Here is a 17,925-nt window from a genome sequence, read left to right on the forward strand (position 1 = left end):
CATGACCGGCGCGCTCGGCGCAGGCGCCCGAACACGGCGGTGACGGCCGGTGGACGCACGGGCAGCGTTTTGAGGTACGCGCGGGGAGTCGGGTGCGAGGATGTCCGCGTGCAGGTGATCGCCGACCTCAAGGCCCTGTGGCCGTTGCGGGACTTCCGCAAGCTGTTCGCTGTCCGGCTGGTCAGCCAGGCGGCCGACGGCATGTTCCAGGTCGGGCTGGCCACCCTGTTCTTCTTCTCCCCCGAGAAGGCCAGCACGGCGTCCGGCGTCGCGATCGCGTTCGCTGTGCTGCTGCTCCCGTTCACGATCGTGGGACCGTGGGCCGGCGTCCTGCTGGACCGGTGGCGCCGCCGGCAGGTGCTGTTCGTCGGCAACCTCGTGCGGGTCGGTCTCACGACGCTGATCGCGACCATCATGCTGACGGCGGGCGTGACGCCTGCCGTGTACGTGCTGGCGCTGGCCAACCTCTCGGTCAACCGGTTCCTGCTGTCCGCCCTGTCCGCGTCCCTGCCGCGCACCGTCGACGGTCCGCTCCTGCTCACCGCCAACTCACTGACGCCGACGCTCGGCGCCGCCGCCGCTGGACTGGGAGGCGCGGTCGGGCTCGTCCTCGGGTTCGTGCTCCCCGAGGGACGTGGGCGTGACGCGACCGCACTCATCGTCGCGGCGTGCGTCATGGCGACCGCAGCGCTCCTGTCCACGCGGCTGGGCAAGAACCGGCTCGGTCCTGACGAGCGTGCCGATGCCGCCCAGCTCCGTGCCCAGCTCGGTCTCATCTTCCGTGGCTTCGTGGTCGGCGCCAGGTACCTGATCGCTCGCCGCACACCGGCCCGGGCGCTCGGGATCATGGCCGTGCACCGGTTCATCTACGGCGTGACCTTCATCGCGAGCATCCTCATCGCCCGCAACCTGCTCAGCGACCCGGCGGACACCAGTGACGGGCTGAAGACGTTCGCGACGATTCTCGGGGCGTCGGCGCTCGGGTTCTTCCTCTCCGTGATCGTCACACCGGTGGTCGCGCGACGCACCGGACCGCAGGTCTGGATCGTGTCCTGCCTGCTGCTCGCCGCGGCCAGCCAGCTGCTGCTCGCGACGTCGTCGTCGCGTGCCGTGGTGCTCGCCGCCGCCCTGCTGCTGGGGCTCGCGGCACAGGGCGCCAAGATCGCGGTGGACACGATCGTGCAGCGGGACACCGACGACCTCTACCGCGGCCGGGCGTTCGCGCTCTACGACGTCCTCTACAACGCGGCGTTCGTCGGAGCTGCCGCGCTCGGCGCGCTCACGCTGCCGGACACCGGCTACTCGCGAGGACTCTTCGTCATCCTGGCCGTGGGCTACGTGGTGAGCGCCCTGGTCTTCGGCCTGGCCTCACGCGGCGTCGGCTCGAAGGCCGTCGCCGAGGAACCGGTTGCCGCGTGACCGACGAGCTGCCGCTGCGGTCCGTCCTGGACAGCGACCTCGCACTGACCATCGCCGACGCCTGTGCGAAGGACCTCCCCCTGGTCTGGGTGAACGCGGCGTTCACGCGGCTGACGGGCTACCCCGAGGACGAGGTGCTCGGCCGGAACTGCCGCTTCCTCCAGGGCACCGAGACCGACCCGACTGAGGTCGCCCGCATCCGTACGGCGCTGGACGAGGGCCGCACGATCGCCACCGTCGTCCGCAACTACCGCCGTGACGGCTCGCCGTTCTGGAACCAGGTCGTGATCAGCCCGGTGAACGACGAGACGGGTGCGACTACGCACTTCATCGGTGTGCAGGCGGCCCTCAGCGCCGACCTGCCCGCCGAGCCTCTGCGCGACCTCGAGGTCAGCCTCGACGAGCGGGCGAGCGCGCGGCTCGACCTGCTCGCGCGCGTCAGCGACGAGCTCGCCCGCAACCTCGACTACGACGCCGCGGTCGACACGCTCGGTGACGTCGCCATCCCGGCGCTGGCGACCTGGGGGTTCGTCGCCATGACGGACGAGCGCGGACGCTTCTCCCGCGTGCACCTCGTGACCAGCGACCCGAAGGACCGCGACCTCGCCCTCCAGCTGGCAGGCGAGGGCCTCGGGTGGCTCTCGCGGTCTCCCAAGGTCCACGAGGCGCTGAACAGCCCACCAGGGTTCGTCGCGCGGCCCTACCTCATCGACCTCCCCAGGCTGCCCGGCCGCACCACACCGGTGCAGCTCGAGCTCCTGCACCGGCTCGGGCTCGGGTCGGCGATGCTCGTACCGCTGCGCGCCCGGGACCGCGTGATCGGCATCCTGTGCCTGGTCAACGTCGACGAGTTCAGCCCGGACGCGGTGGTCACCGCCGCGCACCTGGGACGCCGCGCCGGCCTGGCGCTCGACAACGTCCGCCTCCTCGTCGCGGAACGCTCCGCCGTCCTCACGCTGCAGCAGTCCCTGCTGCCGACGATCACCGCCATCCCGGGCGTCGACGTCGCGACCGCCTACGTCCCCTCTGCACGCCAGGCCCAGGTCGGTGGCGACTGGTTCGACGTGCTGCCCCTGCCCGACGGGACGGTGGGCCTCGCCGTGGGAGACGTGGTCGGCCACGACCTGCAAGCAGCCGCGGCGATGGGACAGCTGCGCTCGCTGCTGCGGTCCTACGCCTGGGAAGGCTCCTCGCCCGGTGCCGTGCTGGCCCGCGCCGACGAGCTGGTCCGCGGGCTCGACATCGCCGACATAGCCACATGCGTCTACCTGCGGTGGACTCCTGCCGACGACGGTGCACACGTCACCTACGCCAGGGCCGGCCACCCGCCGCCGTTGCTACGCCTGCCGGGCGGCACCGTGATCCCCCTCGACGGCGGTCTGTCCACCCCGATCGGCGTCAGCGGCCCGAGCGGTGCCGAGGCTGCGGTCGTCGTGCCGGCCGGTGCGGTCCTGGTCCTGTACACCGACGGGCTCGTCGAACGCCGTGACCGCGGCTTGCGCGAAGGAATCGTGGCCCTGTCCGACGAGCTCGCCGTCACGCCCGAGGGAGCCTCCGCGGCGACGATCCGCGACCAGCTCGTGGCCACCCTCGTGGGCACGCACCAGGAAGACGACGTGTGCCTGCTCGTCGTCAGGACCGACTAGCCCACCACGCCAGGAGCTCCTCGCCTGCGGCCTCCGGACCGAGCGGACCGCGTTCCATCCGCAGCTCGAGCAGGAACTTGTAGGCCTCGCCCACCTCGCGCCCCGGTGTGATGCCCAGGAGCTCCATGATCTGCGTGCCGTCCAGGTCAGGGCGGACCGCGTCGAGCTCCTCCTGCTCCTGCAGCACGACGATCCGGCGCTCGAGGTCGTCGTACGCCTCGGACAGCCTCGTCGCCTTGCGCACGTTGCGGGTGGTGCAGTCCGACCTCGTCAGCCGGTGCAGCCGTTCCAGCAGCGGCCCGGCGTCGGTGACGTAGCGCCGGACGGCCGAGTCGGTCCACGCACCCTCGCCGTAGCCGTGGAACCGCAGGTGCAGCTCGGTCAGCCGGGACACCGCCTGCACCGTCGCCTTGTCGAACCGCAGCTCCTTGAGCCGCTTCGCGACGAGCTTGGCGCCGACCATCTCGTGGTGGTGGAAGCTCACGCCCCCGCCCGCCTCGAACCTGCGCGTCCGCGGCTTGCCGATGTCGTGCAGCAGGGCGGCCAGCCGCAGGACCAGGTCCGGGCCGGGAACGGCGCCATCCGGGCCGGTCTCCAGGGCGATGGCCTTGTCCAGCACTGTCAGCGAGTGCTCGTAGACGTCCTTGTGCCGGTGGTGCTCGTCGATCTCGAGGCGCAGAGCGGGCAGCTCCGGCAGCACGTGGCCGGCCAGCCCGGTGTCGACGAGGACCTGCAGCCCGGTGCGTGGGCTCGAGGACACGAGCAGCTTGCTCAGCTCGTCGCGCACACGCTCCGCGCTGACGATCGCGATCCGGTCGGCCATGTCGACGATCGCAGCCCGGGCGGCAGGATCCACCGCGAACCCGAGCTGGGCGGCGAAGCGGGCTGCACGCATCATGCGCAAAGGGTCGTCGTCGAACGACTGCCGTGGGTCCACAGGCGTGCGCAGGACTCCCAGGGCCAGGTCCGACAGCCCGTCGAACGGGTCGACGAACGCAAGGTCAGGCAGCCGGACCGCCATGGAGTTGACCGTGAAGTCGCGACGCGACAGGTCCCCCTCGAGCGAGTCACCGAACGCGACCTGCGGTTTGCGGCTCGCCGGGTCGTACTCGTCGGTGCGGTACGTGGTGACCTCGACGACGACGTCGTGCGCACTGCGCGATCGCCGTCCCGCGAACCGTCGCGCACCGATCGTGCCGAACTCCTTGCCGATGTCCCAGTGCGCGTCGCCCCACCGCGCCAGCAGCGCGAGAGTCTCGTCGGGCGTCGCGGACGTCGTGAAGTCCAGGTCCGCCGAGGCCCGCCCGAGGAACGCGTCGCGCACCGGCCCACCGACGAGCGCGAGCTCGTGCCCGGCCGCGCGAAACACCTCGCCGAGCTCCAACGCGTCGGCTGGAAGACTGCTCAGGACGCCTAGCGCTCGACGACGCAGGGCGGCAAGCTCGGAGTCCTGGGGCGTGTCTGGTGTTTCGGGCTGTTCGGCGGGCACTCGTCCAAGCCTGCCAGACGCAGCGGTCGGCTCCACCGTCACGGTGGCCTCGGCCCGAGCGCCGAGTCGTTACAGTGGCGGGATGTCGAGCCCGGCGCGCCCACCGTTCCCCGGGGGCGTACCTGCGCCGCCGGGCGGCCACGCGCTGCGCATCGACCCGCACCTGACGCAGGCAAGACCTGCACCGGCACCGCTTCCCGTGGTCGACGAGACCTCCGCCGGCGGAATCGTGGTCAGCAGACGTGACGGCGTGGACCACGCTGCCGTGATCGCTCGACGCAACCGTGCGGGGCGCCTCGAGTGGTGCCTGCCCAAGGGGCACCTTGAAGGCGACGAGACGCCCGAGGAGGCGGCCGTCCGCGAGATCGCGGAGGAGACCGGCATCCAAGGAACGGTGCTGCGACAGCTCGGCGTCATCGACTACTGGTTCAGCGGGGACGACCGCCGGGTGCACAAGGTGGTCCACCACTTCCTGCTCGGCGCGGTCGGTGGCGACCTGTCCGTCGAGGGCGATCCGGACAGCGAGGCCGAGGAGGCCGCGTGGGTCCCTGTCGCCCAGCTGCACGACGTCCTGGCCTACCCCAACGAGCGGCGGCTCGCCGAGGCGGCCCTGCTGGTCCTCGTCGACGAGGCATGAGCGCGCGTTCGACGCTGCGCCGGGTGCTCTGCACGGCCCTGGCCCTGGGCGCTGCACTCACGGTCGCTGCCGCACCTGCCGGAGCCGCGCCCGACGACGACCTCCCGGTCACCGTGCACGTCGACCAGATCTCGCCGTCCGTCCTGCGACCCGGTCAGGAGCTCACCGTTCGGGCCACCCTGACGAACACCGGCACCGACGTCATCGAGGAGCCGACCGCGATCCTGCGGCTCAGCCGGTTCCTGATCAGCACGCGTGACGACGTCGAGGCGTGGTCGTCGGAAGCGAGCTGCACGTCGAAGCGCCCTTGCCCGCAGGTCGCCGAGTCCGCCGTGCCCGGCCCTCTCGCGGTCGGACAGTCCGCCTCCGTCGAGCTGCGAGTACCGGCGAAGAACATCCAGCTGACGAACCTGCCGGACACGTGGGGTCCGCGCGGACTGTCTGTCGAGGTGATGGACGGCCGCTCCCGGGTGGGCCTCGAACGCACCTTCCTGCTCTGGTACACCGACGACGCCGACGACACTCCCACCCCCGTCTCCGTGCTCGTGCCGGTCGTCGGCCCCGGCGCTGATCCGCTGACGACCCGCTCCACCTCCCTCGACGACCTCGTCGCGCCCGGCGGCCGCCTCGACGAGCTCGCGTCGGTGCTGGCGGCCAGCCCGGGGATCGGTGTCGCCGTCGACCCTGCCCTCCTGGCGTCGGCGGCGTCCGGGAGCGATCAGGCGCACACCTGGGGTGCGTCGTTCGACGCGGACCTCGCGCACCACGACGTCCTTACCCTGCCGTGGTCGGATCCCGACATCGGCGCGGCGGGCCAGGCGGACCAGGCCGGTCTCGTGCGGCTCGCGGTCGACGGTTCCGCCGCATCAGGGGTCGACGGAGCGGGGATCCTGTGGGCCCCGTCGACCGAGACCCTCGACCAGACGGCCATCGGTGTCACGGCACAGGTCGACCAGCCCGCGGTGGTCGTCGCGCCAGGGTCCGTCCAGGTCGACGAGCTCAAGGATGGCAGGACGACGTCGGCTCGCACCGCGGTGCGGACGCCGGCCGGCACCGTGCACGCGCTCGTCCCGGACGCCCGGCTCAGCGGCCTGCTCGCCGACCCCGCCTCCGTCGACCCGCAGGCGACGCCCGCGACGACCGCACAGCGGGCGCTCGCCGAGCTGGCCGTGGTGTCGCGAGAGACCGGGTCGGACCGGCCGCACCTGTTGATGACCGCAGGCCGCGAGTGGCTACCCGACGCGACGTCCGTCACCGCGCTCCTGGCGGCGCTCGGGAGCGCGCCGTGGGTGGACCTCGCCGATCCGTCGACGCTTCTGGACCCCGACGTCCCGACCGCGAAGGGGACGCTCCCGGCGAGCACCGACGACTCCGCCGAGCTCGCCCCCGAAAGTGTCGGGGCACTGGCCGAGGCACGGTCCCGGGCGATCGCCTTCGCTACCGTCACCGACGAGCCCGGCCAGCTGCTCGACGGTGTCGACGCCGAGGTCGTCGCACCCCTGGCGGTGGCGTGGCGCAGCCAGCCCGTCCCGCGCGCGGACCTGGTGGTTCGTGTGCTCGCCGACGTCAACGCCCGGACCAGCGGCCTGTCCATCGGCCGCCTGAGCGACGTCAACGTCATCAGCTCCACCGGTGACGTCCGGATGACCGTGGCCAACGACCTCACGGTGCCCGTCGCGGTGCAGCTCACCGTCGAGCCGAGCAAGCCGTGCCTCGAGGCGGAGGACGTCCCGACCGTCACCGTCGAGGCCCGGAGCACGAAGGTCGTGCCCGTGACGCTGCACGCCCGCGCCAACTGCGAGGTCGTCGTCGTCTCGCGCCTGACCTCGGCCGACGGGACACCGGTGTCCGAGCCGGTCGCGTTCACCGCCCGGGTGACACCGACGATCGAGGGGGTCGGCACCAAGGTGGTCGGTGTCCTGCTGGCCATCGGGATCGTGCTGGGCATCATCCGCACCATCCGGCGCGGTCAGAGCGGACGTCGCGGCAGCCGGGTCGACATCGACAAGCCGCCCGCGCCGGTGCCGGGCGACGGGGGAGACTCATGAGCGACACCTCGACCGGCGGGATGCGCCGCGGGGCCGCCGTCATGGCATCGGGAACAGCCGCGTCGCGAGCCCTCGGGTTCCTGCGCGCCACGGCCCTCGCGACTGCGATCGGTGGCACGGGCCAGGCCGTCGACGCGTTCGCCGTCGCCAACAAGCTGCCCAACATCCTCTACATGCTGCTCATCGGCGGTGTGCTGAACGCGATCCTCGTGCCGCAGGTGGTTCGCGCCTACAAGCGCAACGCCGGTCAGGAGTACGTCGACCGGCTGCTGACCTTCGGGTTCGCCGTCCTGCTCGGGATCACCCTCGCCCTCACGCTCGCCGCACCGCTCCTGGTGGACCTCTACTCCGACTTCCAGGACCCGGCACAGACGCAGCTCGCGGTGACGTTCGCGTTCTGGTGCATCCCGCAGCTGTTCTTCTACGGTGCGTACGGCCTGCTGGGCCAGGTGCTCAACGCCAGAGGATCGTTCGGGCCGTACATGTGGGCGCCTGTCGTCAACAACGTGGTGTCGATCGTCGGCTTCATCCTGTTCATCGTCCTGTTCCAGGGCGTCAAGAGGAACGGCGTGGTGCAGGCCGACGACCTGAGCTCAGGACAGGCCGCGTTCCTCGCACTGTCCGCGACGCTCGGCGTGGTCGCCCAGGCCGCTGTCCTCGTGCCGGCCCTGCGTCGGGCTGGCGTCCACTACCGGCCGCGCTGGGGTGTGCGCGGGTCGGGTCTGGGCACGGCGGGCAAGGTTGCGACCTGGACGCTGGCTGGGCTCAGCGTCGGACAGCTGGGCTACATCGTGGTGTCGAACGTGGCCTCTGCCGCGCCCGACTCCGCAGCCGGAGCAGCCCCGGGGTCCGTCGCCGGAAACAACGCCTACGACATGGCGTTCCTCATCTTCATGCTGCCGCACTCACTGGTGACGGTGTCGCTGGCCACCGCGATGTTCACGCGCCTCTCCGCGCACGCGCACGACAACGACACCGACGGCGTCCGCAGCAACCTGTCCAACAGCCTCCGGATCGTCGGCGTCTTCACGGTGTTCGCGACCGCCGCGATCGCCGTGCTCGCCCTTCCGCTGTGCCGCGTGCTGCTGTTCACGGCGGCGTCCCAGTCCGCAGAAGCCATCGCCCCCATCGCGCTGGCGATGATCGTCGGACTGCCGGCCTTCGGCGTGTGGTCGCTGTACCAGCGCGTGTTCTACGCCTACGAGGACGCCCGGTCGATGCTGCCCATCCAGATCGTCATGGCGGCGGTCGTGGCCCTGGGGTCCTTGGCGTCCGAGACCTTCCTGCCGGCCACGCACTGGGTGGTCGGCATCGGCCTGGCCATGAGCCTGTCCTACGTCGTCGGCATGCTGTACGCGCAGGTGCTCCTGCGCCGGCGGGTCGGTTCGCTCGACGGGTCGCGGGTCCTGCGGATGTACACCCGCGCAGGTGTGGCCGCCCTCGCGTCGGCCGCGGTCGGCCTCGCCGTGCTGTGGCTGCTCGCGCAGGTGCTGTCCGGTCGGTTCGTCGCCTCGGTGATCGAGTGCGCCGTCGTCGGGACCGTGATGGCGCTCGTCTACGTCGGCGTGCTGCGCGGCTTGCGGGTGCGTGAGCTCGACAGCCTGCTCGGGCCCATTCTTCGCAAGCTTCCCGGTCGGCGCGGCTAGCATGCAGGGGTCCCGCAGATCAACGTGGTGAAGAGCGTCGTTGTCGTGGTCGTCGAGCGGAGGTGCTGGTGAGCGAGGTCGTCGGTCGTGGCACGGTGCTGGCAGGTCGCTATCGCGTGCTCTCCCCCGTCGACTCCGACCTCGCGGGCGCCAGCGCCTGGCACGCCACGGACCAGATCCTCGACCGTGCCGTCCGCGTCCGCGTCCTGGAGTCCGGCGCCGTCGCACCTGCACTCGACGCCGCACGCAGGGCGGCACTCGTCACGGACCCCAGGCTCGTGCGGGTCCTCGACGTCGGCTCGCACGACGGCTACGGCTACGTCGTCTCCGAGCAGCTCGTCGGTCCGTCGCTCGCGGAGCTTGCCGGCCGTGCCCCGCTGACCGCCGACCAGGCCCGCGCCGTCGTCGGAGAGGCAGCGACCGCGCTCGAGGTCGCCCGGCGCCGCGGAGTCCACCACCTCGCCCTACGGCCGTCCGTCGTGCACGTGAGCCCCGACGGTCGTGTCCTGGTCGGTGGGCTCGCGCTCGACGCGGCACTGCTCGGAGACGCGGGCGGCGACGCCCGATCGACCACCCGTGCCGACGCCGTCGGGCTCGTGCGCCTGCTCTACGCCGCCCTGACCGGCTACTGGCCCGGTGACCCCGGTTCACGGCTCCCCACCGGCGGCGACACGCTTCCGCTCGCCCCGGTCGTCAACGGCTCGCCCGTGCCACCGGCTGACCTGGTGCCCAGCATCCCGAACGACCTCGACACGCTCTGCGTCGTGACGCTGGGCCCTCACGACGACGGACCGCACAGCCCAGGCGATCTCGTTCGTGAGCTCGAGCCGTGGGGCGAGATCCGCACCTCCGGGCTCGGTGAGGACGCCGCCCTGGCCACCACGACGGTCGACGGTCAGTTCCCGCCGACCGGCGCAGCCGCACCCGAGCCCGATGTCACGTTGGTCGAGGGTGCCGCCGTCGCTGCGGTCGTCCAGCGCCAGTCCGTGCGCAACGCGTTCCAGGCTCCCCAGACGCAGCCCCCCGGCGCCAACCGGCCGGGCACCCCGCCGCCGGCGGTGCCGTCCAAGGGCAACGCACTCGGTGCGGGAGCAGCTCCGCCCACCGGCGCGCCGGTCGCCGCTCCGGTCGTCGCACCACCCCCTGCCACCCCGCCGCGCCCAGAGTCGATCCCCCCTGCGGCGTCTGCACCGACCGTCTCACGCCGCCCGGTGGCACAGGCGACGACCGCAACCGGCTTCGACGAGGTCATGGGTGTCGGAACGCCCGAGGTGCCCATCGTCGCGCGTCGGTTCGACCCCACGGCACTCGTGCTCATCATCGTCGTCGTCGCCGTCGTCATCGGCGTGATCATCGCGATCCGCACGCTCTCCTCGGGCTTCGACCCCGGGTCCCCGGCCGCGGACGAGCCGCTCCCGTCCCAGAGCGCCGCCGCGTCGGCCCCCGCTGCCGCGGCTCCCTCGCAAGCACCGCAAGCCCCGGCGGCCGGCGGACCACCCGTCATCGCATCGGCGACGACCATCGACCCCTCGGACGCCGACGGCGAGCACCAGGAAGACGCAGCCAAGGCGTTCGACGGTGACCCAGCGACGTTCTGGTACACCCAGACGTACAAGCGCGCCGACTTCGCCGGGTTCAAGCCCGCAGTCGGCTACGCGATCACGCTCACCACGAAGACCACGGTGAACTCGGTGACCCTGCGCTCGAACAGCACGGGCGGCCACGTCGAGATCCGGGCGACCGATGCCGCGCACCCCACCGACGGTCCCGTCCTGGCATCCGGTTCCTTCGGCCCCGAGAGCACCTTCCCGCTCGTCCCGCCGGCGGACACGCAGTCGCTCGTCCTGTGGGTCACCGAGCTGCCGACCACCGCGGACGGGTCGTTCCGGCTCGAGCTCACCGAGGTCTCGCTGTCCTGACGCTGCTGTTCAGATCCGTTCTGGACGCGAATCGCACCGGTTCCTCGGGCGGTCCTCATGCCGCTCCCGCAGCGTCGTCACCGAGCACCGGCGCGGGTCGTTCCCCGGAACATCTGGCGCCTAGGATCTGTTGATCCCGACAGCCTCCACACCCGAGCTGCACCGTCGACACAAGGACCACATCGTGACCGACCAGTCCACCGCTGCGCCCGACTCCGTGCGCGACCTCGTCATCGTCGGATCGGGTCCTGCCGGGTACACCGCAGCCATCTACGCCGCGCGCGCGGGCCTCGCCCCGCTCGTCATCGCCGGGTCCGTCACCGCCGGTGGCGCCCTGATGAACACCACTGAGGTCGAGAACTTCCCCGGCTTCCCCGACGGCATCCAGGGCCCCGAGCTCATGGAGTCGCTGCAGAAGCAGGCCGAGCGGTTCGGCGCCGAGGTCCTCTGGGACGACGCGTCGTCGCTCGACCTCACGGGCGACATCAAGGTCATCGAGACGCTCAACGGCGACACGTTCCGTGCACGCGCGGTCATCCTCGCCACCGGTTCCGCATACCGCGAGCTCGGGCTCGAGGACGAGAAGCGGATGTCCGGCCGCGGCGTCTCGTGGTGCGCCACCTGCGACGGGTTCTTCTTCCGTGACCAGGACATCATCGTGGTCGGAGGTGGCGACTCCGCCGTCGAGGAGGCCACGTTCCTGACGCGGTTCGGCAAGCGCGTCACCCTCGTGCACCGCCGCGACCACCTGCGCGCCTCCAAGATCATGGCCGACCGTGCAGCGAACGACCCGAAGATCGAGTTCGCGTGGAACAGCGAGGTCGTCGGGATCCACGGCGACGCCAAGGTCACGGGTGTGACCCTGCGCGACACCCTCACCGGCGAGACCCGCGAGCACACCGCGACGGGCGTCTTCGTCGCGATCGGCCACGTCCCGCGCTCCGAGCTGCTCGTCGGTCAGGTCGACCTCGACGACGAGGGCTACGTGCAGGTCATCGGTCGTTCCACGGCGACCAACGTGACCGGGGTCTTCGCGTGCGGCGACCTCGTCGACCACACCTACCGGCAGGCGATCACCGCAGCCGGTTCCGGGTGCGCCGCGGCCCTCGACGCCCAGCACTTCCTGGCGTCGCTCGGCGACCTGGTCGCACCCGTCCCGCCCATCGAGGCCTATGTCGAGGAGATCGTATGAGCACCACCGTCGTCACCGATGCCACCTTCCAGGCGGAGGTGCTCGAGTCGAAGATCCCCGTGATCGTCGACTTCTGGGCCGAGTGGTGCGGCCCCTGCCGCATGGTGGCGCCCGTGCTCGAGGAGCTCTCGAACCAGTACGAGGGACGCATCAAGATCGTGAAGGTGGACTCCGACGCGAACCCGAAGCTCGTGGGCGACTACAACATCGTCTCCATCCCGACGTTGAACATCTACTTCGGCGGAGAGCTCGTGGCATCGCGGGTGGGTGCCCGCCCGAAGTCGATGATCGCCGCGGACATCGAGAGCGTGCTCACCTCCGTCTGATCACGTCCTGCGGAAAGGCCCTCGGCAGCCACGGTGCCGAGGGCCTTTCCGTGTCCGGATCGAGCTTCGTCCAGACGTCGTCGAAGTCCCTTGGCGTCCTCATTCCGCGTCCCCGTTGCGGAACGGTGCCGGGTCCTCGGTCCGCGCCGTGCGAAACTCGTCCGCATGAGCGAGATTCCCCTGCCCGCCGGCGAGACGTCGGGCCAGCACCCCACGTCCACCGCCGCCGGCACGGGAACGCGCCTCGACCGGTGGCTCGGCTCGTACGCGGAGCGCACCCACGGGATGCGATCCTCGGAGATCCGGGCCCTCTTCGCCGTGGCCAACCGTCCGGAGGTCGTCTCCCTGGCCGGGGGCATGCCGTTTCTCGAGGGCCTTCCGCTCGACGTCCTCGGTGACCTGGCCCAGCGCGTCGTCGCGACCCGCGGCCTGCAGGCCCTGCAGTACGGCTCGGGGCAGGGCGACGAGACGCTGCGCGAGCAGATCCTCGACGTCATGGCGCTCGAAGGGATCGACGCCCACCCCGACGACGTCGTCGTGACCACGGGATCGCAACAGGCCCTGGACCTCGTCACCCGCATCTTCGTCGACCCCGGTGACGTCGTCGTCGCCGAAGCCCCGTCGTACGTCGGTGCGCTCGGGGTGTTCCGTGCGTACCAGGCGGACGTCGTGCACGTTCCCATCGACGCAGACGGTCTAATCCCCGCTGCACTCGAGTCGTGCCTGTCGTCGCTCGCGGCCGACGGCCGCCGTGTGAAGTTCCTCTACACGGTGCCCAACTTCCACAACCCTGCCGGCGTCTCCATCTCCCTGGCCCGTCGGCCGCAGATCCTCGAGATCGCCCGGCGGTACGGAGTTCTCGTTCTCGAGGACAACCCGTACGGCCTGCTCGGGTTCTCAGGGGACCCGCTCCCGGCGATCAGGTCGCTCGACGACGAAGGCGTCCTCTACCTCGGGTCCTTCTCGAAGACGTTCGCGCCCGGCTACCGCGTGGGCTGGGTCGTCGCGCCCCACGCCGTGCGGGAGAAGCTCGTGCTCGCGAGCGAGTCCGCGATCCTGTGCCCGTCCAACGCCTCCCAGATCGCGATCTCCACCTACCTGTCGACGTGTGACTGGCGCGGACAGGTCAAGAGCTACCGCGAGCAGTACCGTGAGCGCCGCGACGCCATGATCTCCGCGCTCGCCGAGCACCTGCCCGACGCCTCGTGGAACGTGCCCGACGGCGGCTTCTACACCTGGGTCCGACTTCCGGACGGTCTCGACGCGAAGGACATGCTCCCGCGTGCGGTCACCGCCCGCGTCGCGTACGTACCCGGCACAGCCTTCTACTTCGACGGAACGGGCGCGAGCCACATGCGCCTCTCGTACTGCTACCCCACGCCCGATCGCATCCGTGAAGGCGTCCGGCGCCTGGCGGGAGTCGTCGCCGCGGAGCGGGAGCTGGTCGAGCTGTTCGGTACGAGCGGTTCCTCGCGTCCCGACGACGTCCAGTCGCCTGCACCTGACGTCGCCTGAACCGGGACGAATGCTCCTCACCTCGGCGTGCCGTCGCCGGCCACTCCCCCGACCGAACGACATGGACGTCCCGGACCTGACGTCATGACCCTGGAGCGCATCTCGTGACCATCACCTCAACGCCGAGGGTCGTCGTGCTCGCCGGGGGCCTGTCCCACGAGCGCGACGTCTCGCTCCGCTCGGGTCGGAGGGTCGCCGACGCGCTGCGGTCCGTCGGTGTGGACGTCAGCGTGCACGATGTCGACTCCGACCTGGTGCCCGCGCTCGCGCAGCTGCGACCCGATCTCGTCTGGCCGCTGCTGCACGGAACGAGCGGTGAGGACGGCTCCGTTCGAGACGTCGTGCAGATGCTCGGTCTGCGGCTTCTCGGCGCGGGGCCGCGGGAGAGCCGCGTCGCGTGGAGCAAGCCGATCGCCAAGACGGTGGTGTCACGCGCCGGCCTGTCGACGCCCGACTTCGTGACCTTGCCCCAGTCCTTGTTCCGCGAGCTCGGTGCACGGCATGTGCTCGAGGCGATCGTTGCCCGGCTCGGCCTGCCGCTGGTGGTGAAGCCGTCGCGAGGCGGGTCGGCACTCGGTGTCACGCTCGTCTCCAGCCCTGAGGCACTCCCGCAGGCGATGGTCGACTGCTTCGCCTACAGCGACACGGCGCTCGTGGAGCGGTGTGTCGTGGGGACCGAGGTCGCGGTGAGCGTCGTGGATCTGGGCAGCGGTCCCTTCGCTCTTCCCCCGGTCGAGATCGTCACCGACGGGCCCTACGACTATGACGCCCGCTACAACCCGGGGCGCACCGAGTACTTCGCACCCGCCAGGCTGTCCGAAGCCTCGACCCGTACGGCGATCGGAGCAGCGCTGACCGCCCATGACGCGCTCGGCCTCACCGGCGTCTCCCGGACCGACCTCATCATCGACGCGTCCGGCGAGGTCTGGTTCCTCGAGGTCAACGTGGCTCCCGGAATGACGGAGACATCGCTCCTCCCCCAGGCGGCCGAGGCGGCCGGCCTCGCGCTCGGCGAGCTCTACCGTTCCATGGTGAACGCTGCTCTAGCAGTGTGACCTGCGAAAACGTCCTGTCTGTACGGAACGCTGCACCAGACACGTACTGATCTCCGCGGTTGCGCCCTGCAGTAGCCCGCGCGGCTGCGGGCCGCACCGTCGATGGGCAAAGGAAGAGCCGCCGGCTCAACTACACCGGCGGCTCCCTGCTGAGAACGACGAACCCTGGGCCTCAGCCTCTGAGGAGACCCGGATCCTCTGGCGCGAGACTCGCGAGGATGCGGTTGAGATCCTGGACGGACGCGAACTCGACGGTCAACCGGCCACGCGACTTTCCGAGGCTCACCTTGACCCGCGTCTCGAACCGGTCCGACAAGCGGGCCGCCAGACCGTCGAGCGCCTCGTTGCGCTGACCGGCGACGGGCGCAGTGCGGCGAGCAGACTGTTCCGGGTCTCCACCGAGCGACACGATCTCCTCGACAGCGCGAACCGACAGCCCTTCTGCCACGATCCGCTGCGCGAGGCGCTCCTGAGCCGCCGCGTCGGGCAGGCCGAGCAGCGCTCGGGCGTGCCCGGCCGAGAGCACACCTGCCGCGACCCTGCGCTGGACCAGCGGTGGAAGCTTGAGCAGCCGCAGAGTGTTCGAGATCTGCGGACGTGACCGGGAGATGCGGGTAGCGAGCTCCTCGTGCGTGCACCCGAAGTCGTCGAGCAGTTGCTGATAGGCCGCCGCCTCCTCGAGCGCATTGAGCTGCGCACGGTGCAGGTTCTCCAGGAGCGCGTCCCGCAGAAGATCCTCGTCGTCGGTGTCCCGGATGATCGCCGGCACGGTCGCCAAGCCCGCGAGCTGGGTGGCCCGCCAGCGCCGTTCACCCATGATCAGCTCGTACCCGTCGCCCACGTCACGGACGACGATGGGCTGCAGGACGCCGATCTCCCGGATCGAGCCGACCAGCTCCTCCAGGGCGTCCTCGTCGAACACCGTGCGCGGCTGCCGCGGGTTCGGTCGGATCGACAGGACCGGCAGGTCGGCGAATCGGGCCCCAGGGACCGGGACAAGACCTGTGCCGTCGTCCACGACTGTGGATCCTGCACCAGAACCGGCCGGAGCCGATGGCACCGACGTCCCTGCCGAGCCGTCCTCGACCGCATCGAGCGACTCAGCAGCCGAGGGCCGCTCCTCGACGAGCGTCGCCGTCGCGGTCCCGCTCACGGCACTGGCGGCGTCACCCTGTGCCGCGTTGCTCGGCAGCTCCGCGCTCGTCGCAGGCGAACCGTTCGTGACGGCGTCCGTCGCGCCGGTTGAACCGTCAGGGACAGCTGCGTCATCTGGCAGCCCGGTCGCGCCGGTGGTCTCACGCTTCGGGTCGGGAAAGAACACGTCCACCGGGCGCTCGGCCCCCGTGGAACGCTGGCCGTCCAGGCCGGTCGGGATGAGGGCCCCAAGGCCCCGGCCCAGACCGCGTCGCTTCTCGCTCACTGCTCCTCCTGATGGGCGGCCAGCGCCGCCGACTGCTGGATGTTCTGGTCGGCAAGGCCGGACGCCTCGTGCCCATGATGCGGGACGTCTCCGTCGGGCGTTGTCCTGACGTCCCCGGGATGCGGCTCGGGCGAGAAAGTGTCGGACTCATCTCGCGCGCCACTGTCGGCTGCCGATGCGCCCCGCTCCGCGACCTCTCGGGCCGCCTCCAGATAGGCGAGCGCACCAGTCGATCCCGGGTCGTAGGACATCACGGTCTGCCCGTAGCTGGGTGCCTCGGATATCCGCACCGAGCGCGGTACCGATGTCCGCAAGGTGAGGTCAGGGAAGTGGGTCCGGACCTCGTTCGCCACCTGCTGAGCGAGGTTGGTCCGCGCGTCGTACATCGTCAACAGGATCGTCGAGACGTGCAGGGCGGGGTTGAGGTGGGCCTGGATGAGCTCGATGGTCTTGAGCAGCTGGCTCAGACCCTCGAGGGCGTAGTACTCGCACTGGATCGGGATGAGCACCTCGCGGGCGACGACGAACGCGTTGACCGTAAGGAGTCCCAGACTGGGCGGGCAGTCGACGAAGACGTAGTCGATCTGTTCCTTCCCGGTCTCCGCGCGCCACGTCAGGTACGCATCGAGCGCGTTCCGGAGGCGTGTCTCACGCGCGACCATGGACACGAGCTCGATCTCCGCACCTGAGAGGTCGATCGTCGCTGGCAGGCAGAACAAGTTCGGTACGTCGGGACTCTCCTGCACTGCCTCGTGCATCGGCGCGCCGTCCACCAGCACCTCGTAGATCGAGGGCGTTCCTGACCGGTGCTCGATGCCGAGTGCCGTTGACGCATTGCCCTGGGGGTCGTTGTCGAGGACCAGCACATTGAGCCCGGACTGCGCGAGTGCAGCAGCAAGGTTGACGGTGGTGGTCGTCTTGCCGACGCCACCCTTCTGGTTGGCGACGGTCACGACGCGGGTGCTCGGCGGGCGCGGGAACCGTCGGCCACGCAGCTCGATCCGGCGGCGCGCGTCTTGCTGGAGCTGCGCCATGAGCGGAGTGTCGTCCGAGGCCTCGGGAAGGCTCTCGACGAGAGCAGCCCGGCGCTTCTCATCCGAGTCGCCCTCCCCGAGCTCCACATCCGACGCTCGGTCGCTGGGCGTCGTCGTCGCTGGGGCATCCGCCGTCGTGGCAAGGACCGGTTCGGGTGCGGTCGCTCTGTTCTCTCCAGCGCCGATCGGGGCCGTTGGATCTTCGTGCCGACCAACCGACGTCCGGTCGTCCAACGTCCGCTCGGGCTCTATCACGCGCGATTCCTGTTCTGTTTCACGTGAAACGAGGGTGGACGCGTGGGCGGTCCCGTCAGTGAGATCGGCGGCAGCGGCGGTGCCGTCGTGGTTCCCCGTCTCCGTGCGCTGTATCGCTGTTTCACGTGAAACGGGCGCAGCACCGGTGAATGCCGCTTCGTGCGCGTCCCGGGCGACGGGTGCCGACCACATCGCTGCAGCCACCTTCGGCTCGTCGGTTTCACGTGAAACCGTCGTCACCGCGGTGAATGCAGCCGGCACCGGCACCGGTGCTTCCTGGGAGAACTGGGCTACAGGTGCGGCAGGCCGTGACGTGTCGCCTGT

The 17,925-nt window shown here is 70.7% G+C and carries 13 protein-coding genes; 10 read left to right on the top strand and 3 right to left on the bottom strand.

Annotation, left to right across the window (positions count from 1 at the left end; translation table 11 throughout):
• Positions 1 to 108: 108 nt before the first annotated feature.
• Both N553_RS0106510 and N553_RS21440 read left to right on the top strand, forming a co-directional pair.
• Positions 109 to 1,419 (top strand): MFS transporter, encoded by a 1,311-nt coding sequence (locus N553_RS0106510; protein ID WP_028045859.1) that lies wholly within the window; start codon positions 109 to 111, stop codon positions 1,417 to 1,419.
• The gene (locus tag N553_RS21440; protein WP_034620731.1) at positions 1,416 to 3,065 is read left to right on the top strand and encodes a SpoIIE family protein phosphatase; all 1,650 of its coding nucleotides are present in this window, start codon (positions 1,416 to 1,418) and stop codon (positions 3,063 to 3,065) included. Before N553_RS0106510 ends, N553_RS21440 begins: the two co-directional genes overlap by 4 nt.
• Here N553_RS21440 and N553_RS0106520 read toward each other — a convergent pair.
• Positions 3,052 to 4,554 carry a CCA tRNA nucleotidyltransferase gene (locus N553_RS0106520; RefSeq protein ID WP_028045860.1) on the bottom strand — a complete coding sequence of 501 codons (1,503 nt, stop codon included), beginning with the start codon at positions 4,552 to 4,554 and terminating at the stop codon, positions 3,052 to 3,054. The two genes, N553_RS21440 and N553_RS0106520, sit on opposite strands and share 14 nt — an antisense overlap.
• Positions 4,555 to 4,636: 82 nt before the next feature.
• Here N553_RS0106520 and N553_RS0106525 point away from each other — a divergent pair, with 82 nt between their 5' ends.
• The 8 genes from N553_RS0106525 to N553_RS0106560 all read left to right on the top strand — a co-directional run bounded on the left by N553_RS0106525 (position 4,637) and on the right by N553_RS0106560 (position 14,892).
• Positions 4,637 to 5,191 carry an NUDIX hydrolase gene (locus N553_RS0106525; protein WP_081844399.1) on the top strand — a complete coding sequence of 185 codons (555 nt, stop codon included), beginning with the start codon at positions 4,637 to 4,639 and terminating at the stop codon, positions 5,189 to 5,191.
• Complete coding sequence (locus N553_RS0106530; protein ID WP_028045862.1) at positions 5,188 to 7,239, top strand: DUF6049 family protein; 2,052 nt, start codon at positions 5,188 to 5,190, stop codon at positions 7,237 to 7,239. Before N553_RS0106525 ends, N553_RS0106530 begins: the two co-directional genes overlap by 4 nt.
• Complete coding sequence (gene murJ / locus N553_RS0106535) at positions 7,236 to 8,885, top strand: murein biosynthesis integral membrane protein MurJ (RefSeq protein WP_028045863.1); 1,650 nt, start codon at positions 7,236 to 7,238, stop codon at positions 8,883 to 8,885. Before N553_RS0106530 ends, murJ begins: the two co-directional genes overlap by 4 nt.
• A 68-nt stretch (positions 8,886 to 8,953) precedes the next feature.
• Positions 8,954 to 10,804, top strand: a complete 1,851-nt coding sequence (locus N553_RS0106540; protein ID WP_156043725.1) for a protein kinase family protein — start codon at positions 8,954 to 8,956, stop codon at positions 10,802 to 10,804.
• A 184-nt stretch (positions 10,805 to 10,988) separates the two neighbouring features.
• On the top strand, positions 10,989 to 11,996 hold the full coding sequence (trxB, locus tag N553_RS0106545; protein ID WP_028045865.1) for a thioredoxin-disulfide reductase: 1,008 nt from the start codon (positions 10,989 to 10,991) through the stop codon (positions 11,994 to 11,996).
• Complete coding sequence (trxA, locus tag N553_RS0106550) at positions 11,993 to 12,322, top strand: thioredoxin (RefSeq protein ID WP_028045866.1); 330 nt, start codon at positions 11,993 to 11,995, stop codon at positions 12,320 to 12,322. Before trxB ends, trxA begins: the two co-directional genes overlap by 4 nt.
• A 165-nt stretch (positions 12,323 to 12,487) precedes the next feature.
• Entirely contained in the window at positions 12,488 to 13,837 is a 1,350-nt protein-coding gene (locus N553_RS0106555; RefSeq protein ID WP_028045867.1) for a PLP-dependent aminotransferase family protein, read from the top strand.
• Positions 13,838 to 13,941: 104 nt separating this feature from the next.
• Positions 13,942 to 14,892, top strand: a complete 951-nt coding sequence (locus tag N553_RS0106560; protein WP_028045868.1) for a D-alanine--D-alanine ligase — start codon at positions 13,942 to 13,944, stop codon at positions 14,890 to 14,892.
• Positions 14,893 to 15,064: 172 nt separating this feature from the next.
• Here N553_RS0106560 and N553_RS0106565 read toward each other — a convergent pair whose 3' ends face one another.
• Both N553_RS0106565 and N553_RS21445 read right to left on the bottom strand, forming a co-directional pair.
• Entirely contained in the window at positions 15,065 to 16,312 is a 1,248-nt protein-coding gene (locus tag N553_RS0106565) for a ParB/RepB/Spo0J family partition protein (RefSeq protein ID WP_028045869.1), read from the bottom strand.
• On the bottom strand, positions 16,309 to 17,346 hold the full coding sequence (locus N553_RS21445; protein ID WP_156043782.1) for a ParA family protein: 1,038 nt from the start codon (positions 17,344 to 17,346) through the stop codon (positions 16,309 to 16,311). The genes N553_RS0106565 and N553_RS21445 overlap by 4 nt, the downstream gene beginning before the upstream one ends.
• Positions 17,347 to 17,925: the final 579 nt, after the last annotated feature.

The sequence above is a fragment of the Cellulomonas sp. URHE0023 genome, from assembly GCF_000688475.1.
In the GTDB taxonomy this organism is placed as follows: domain Bacteria; phylum Actinomycetota; class Actinomycetes; order Actinomycetales; family Cellulomonadaceae; genus Cellulomonas.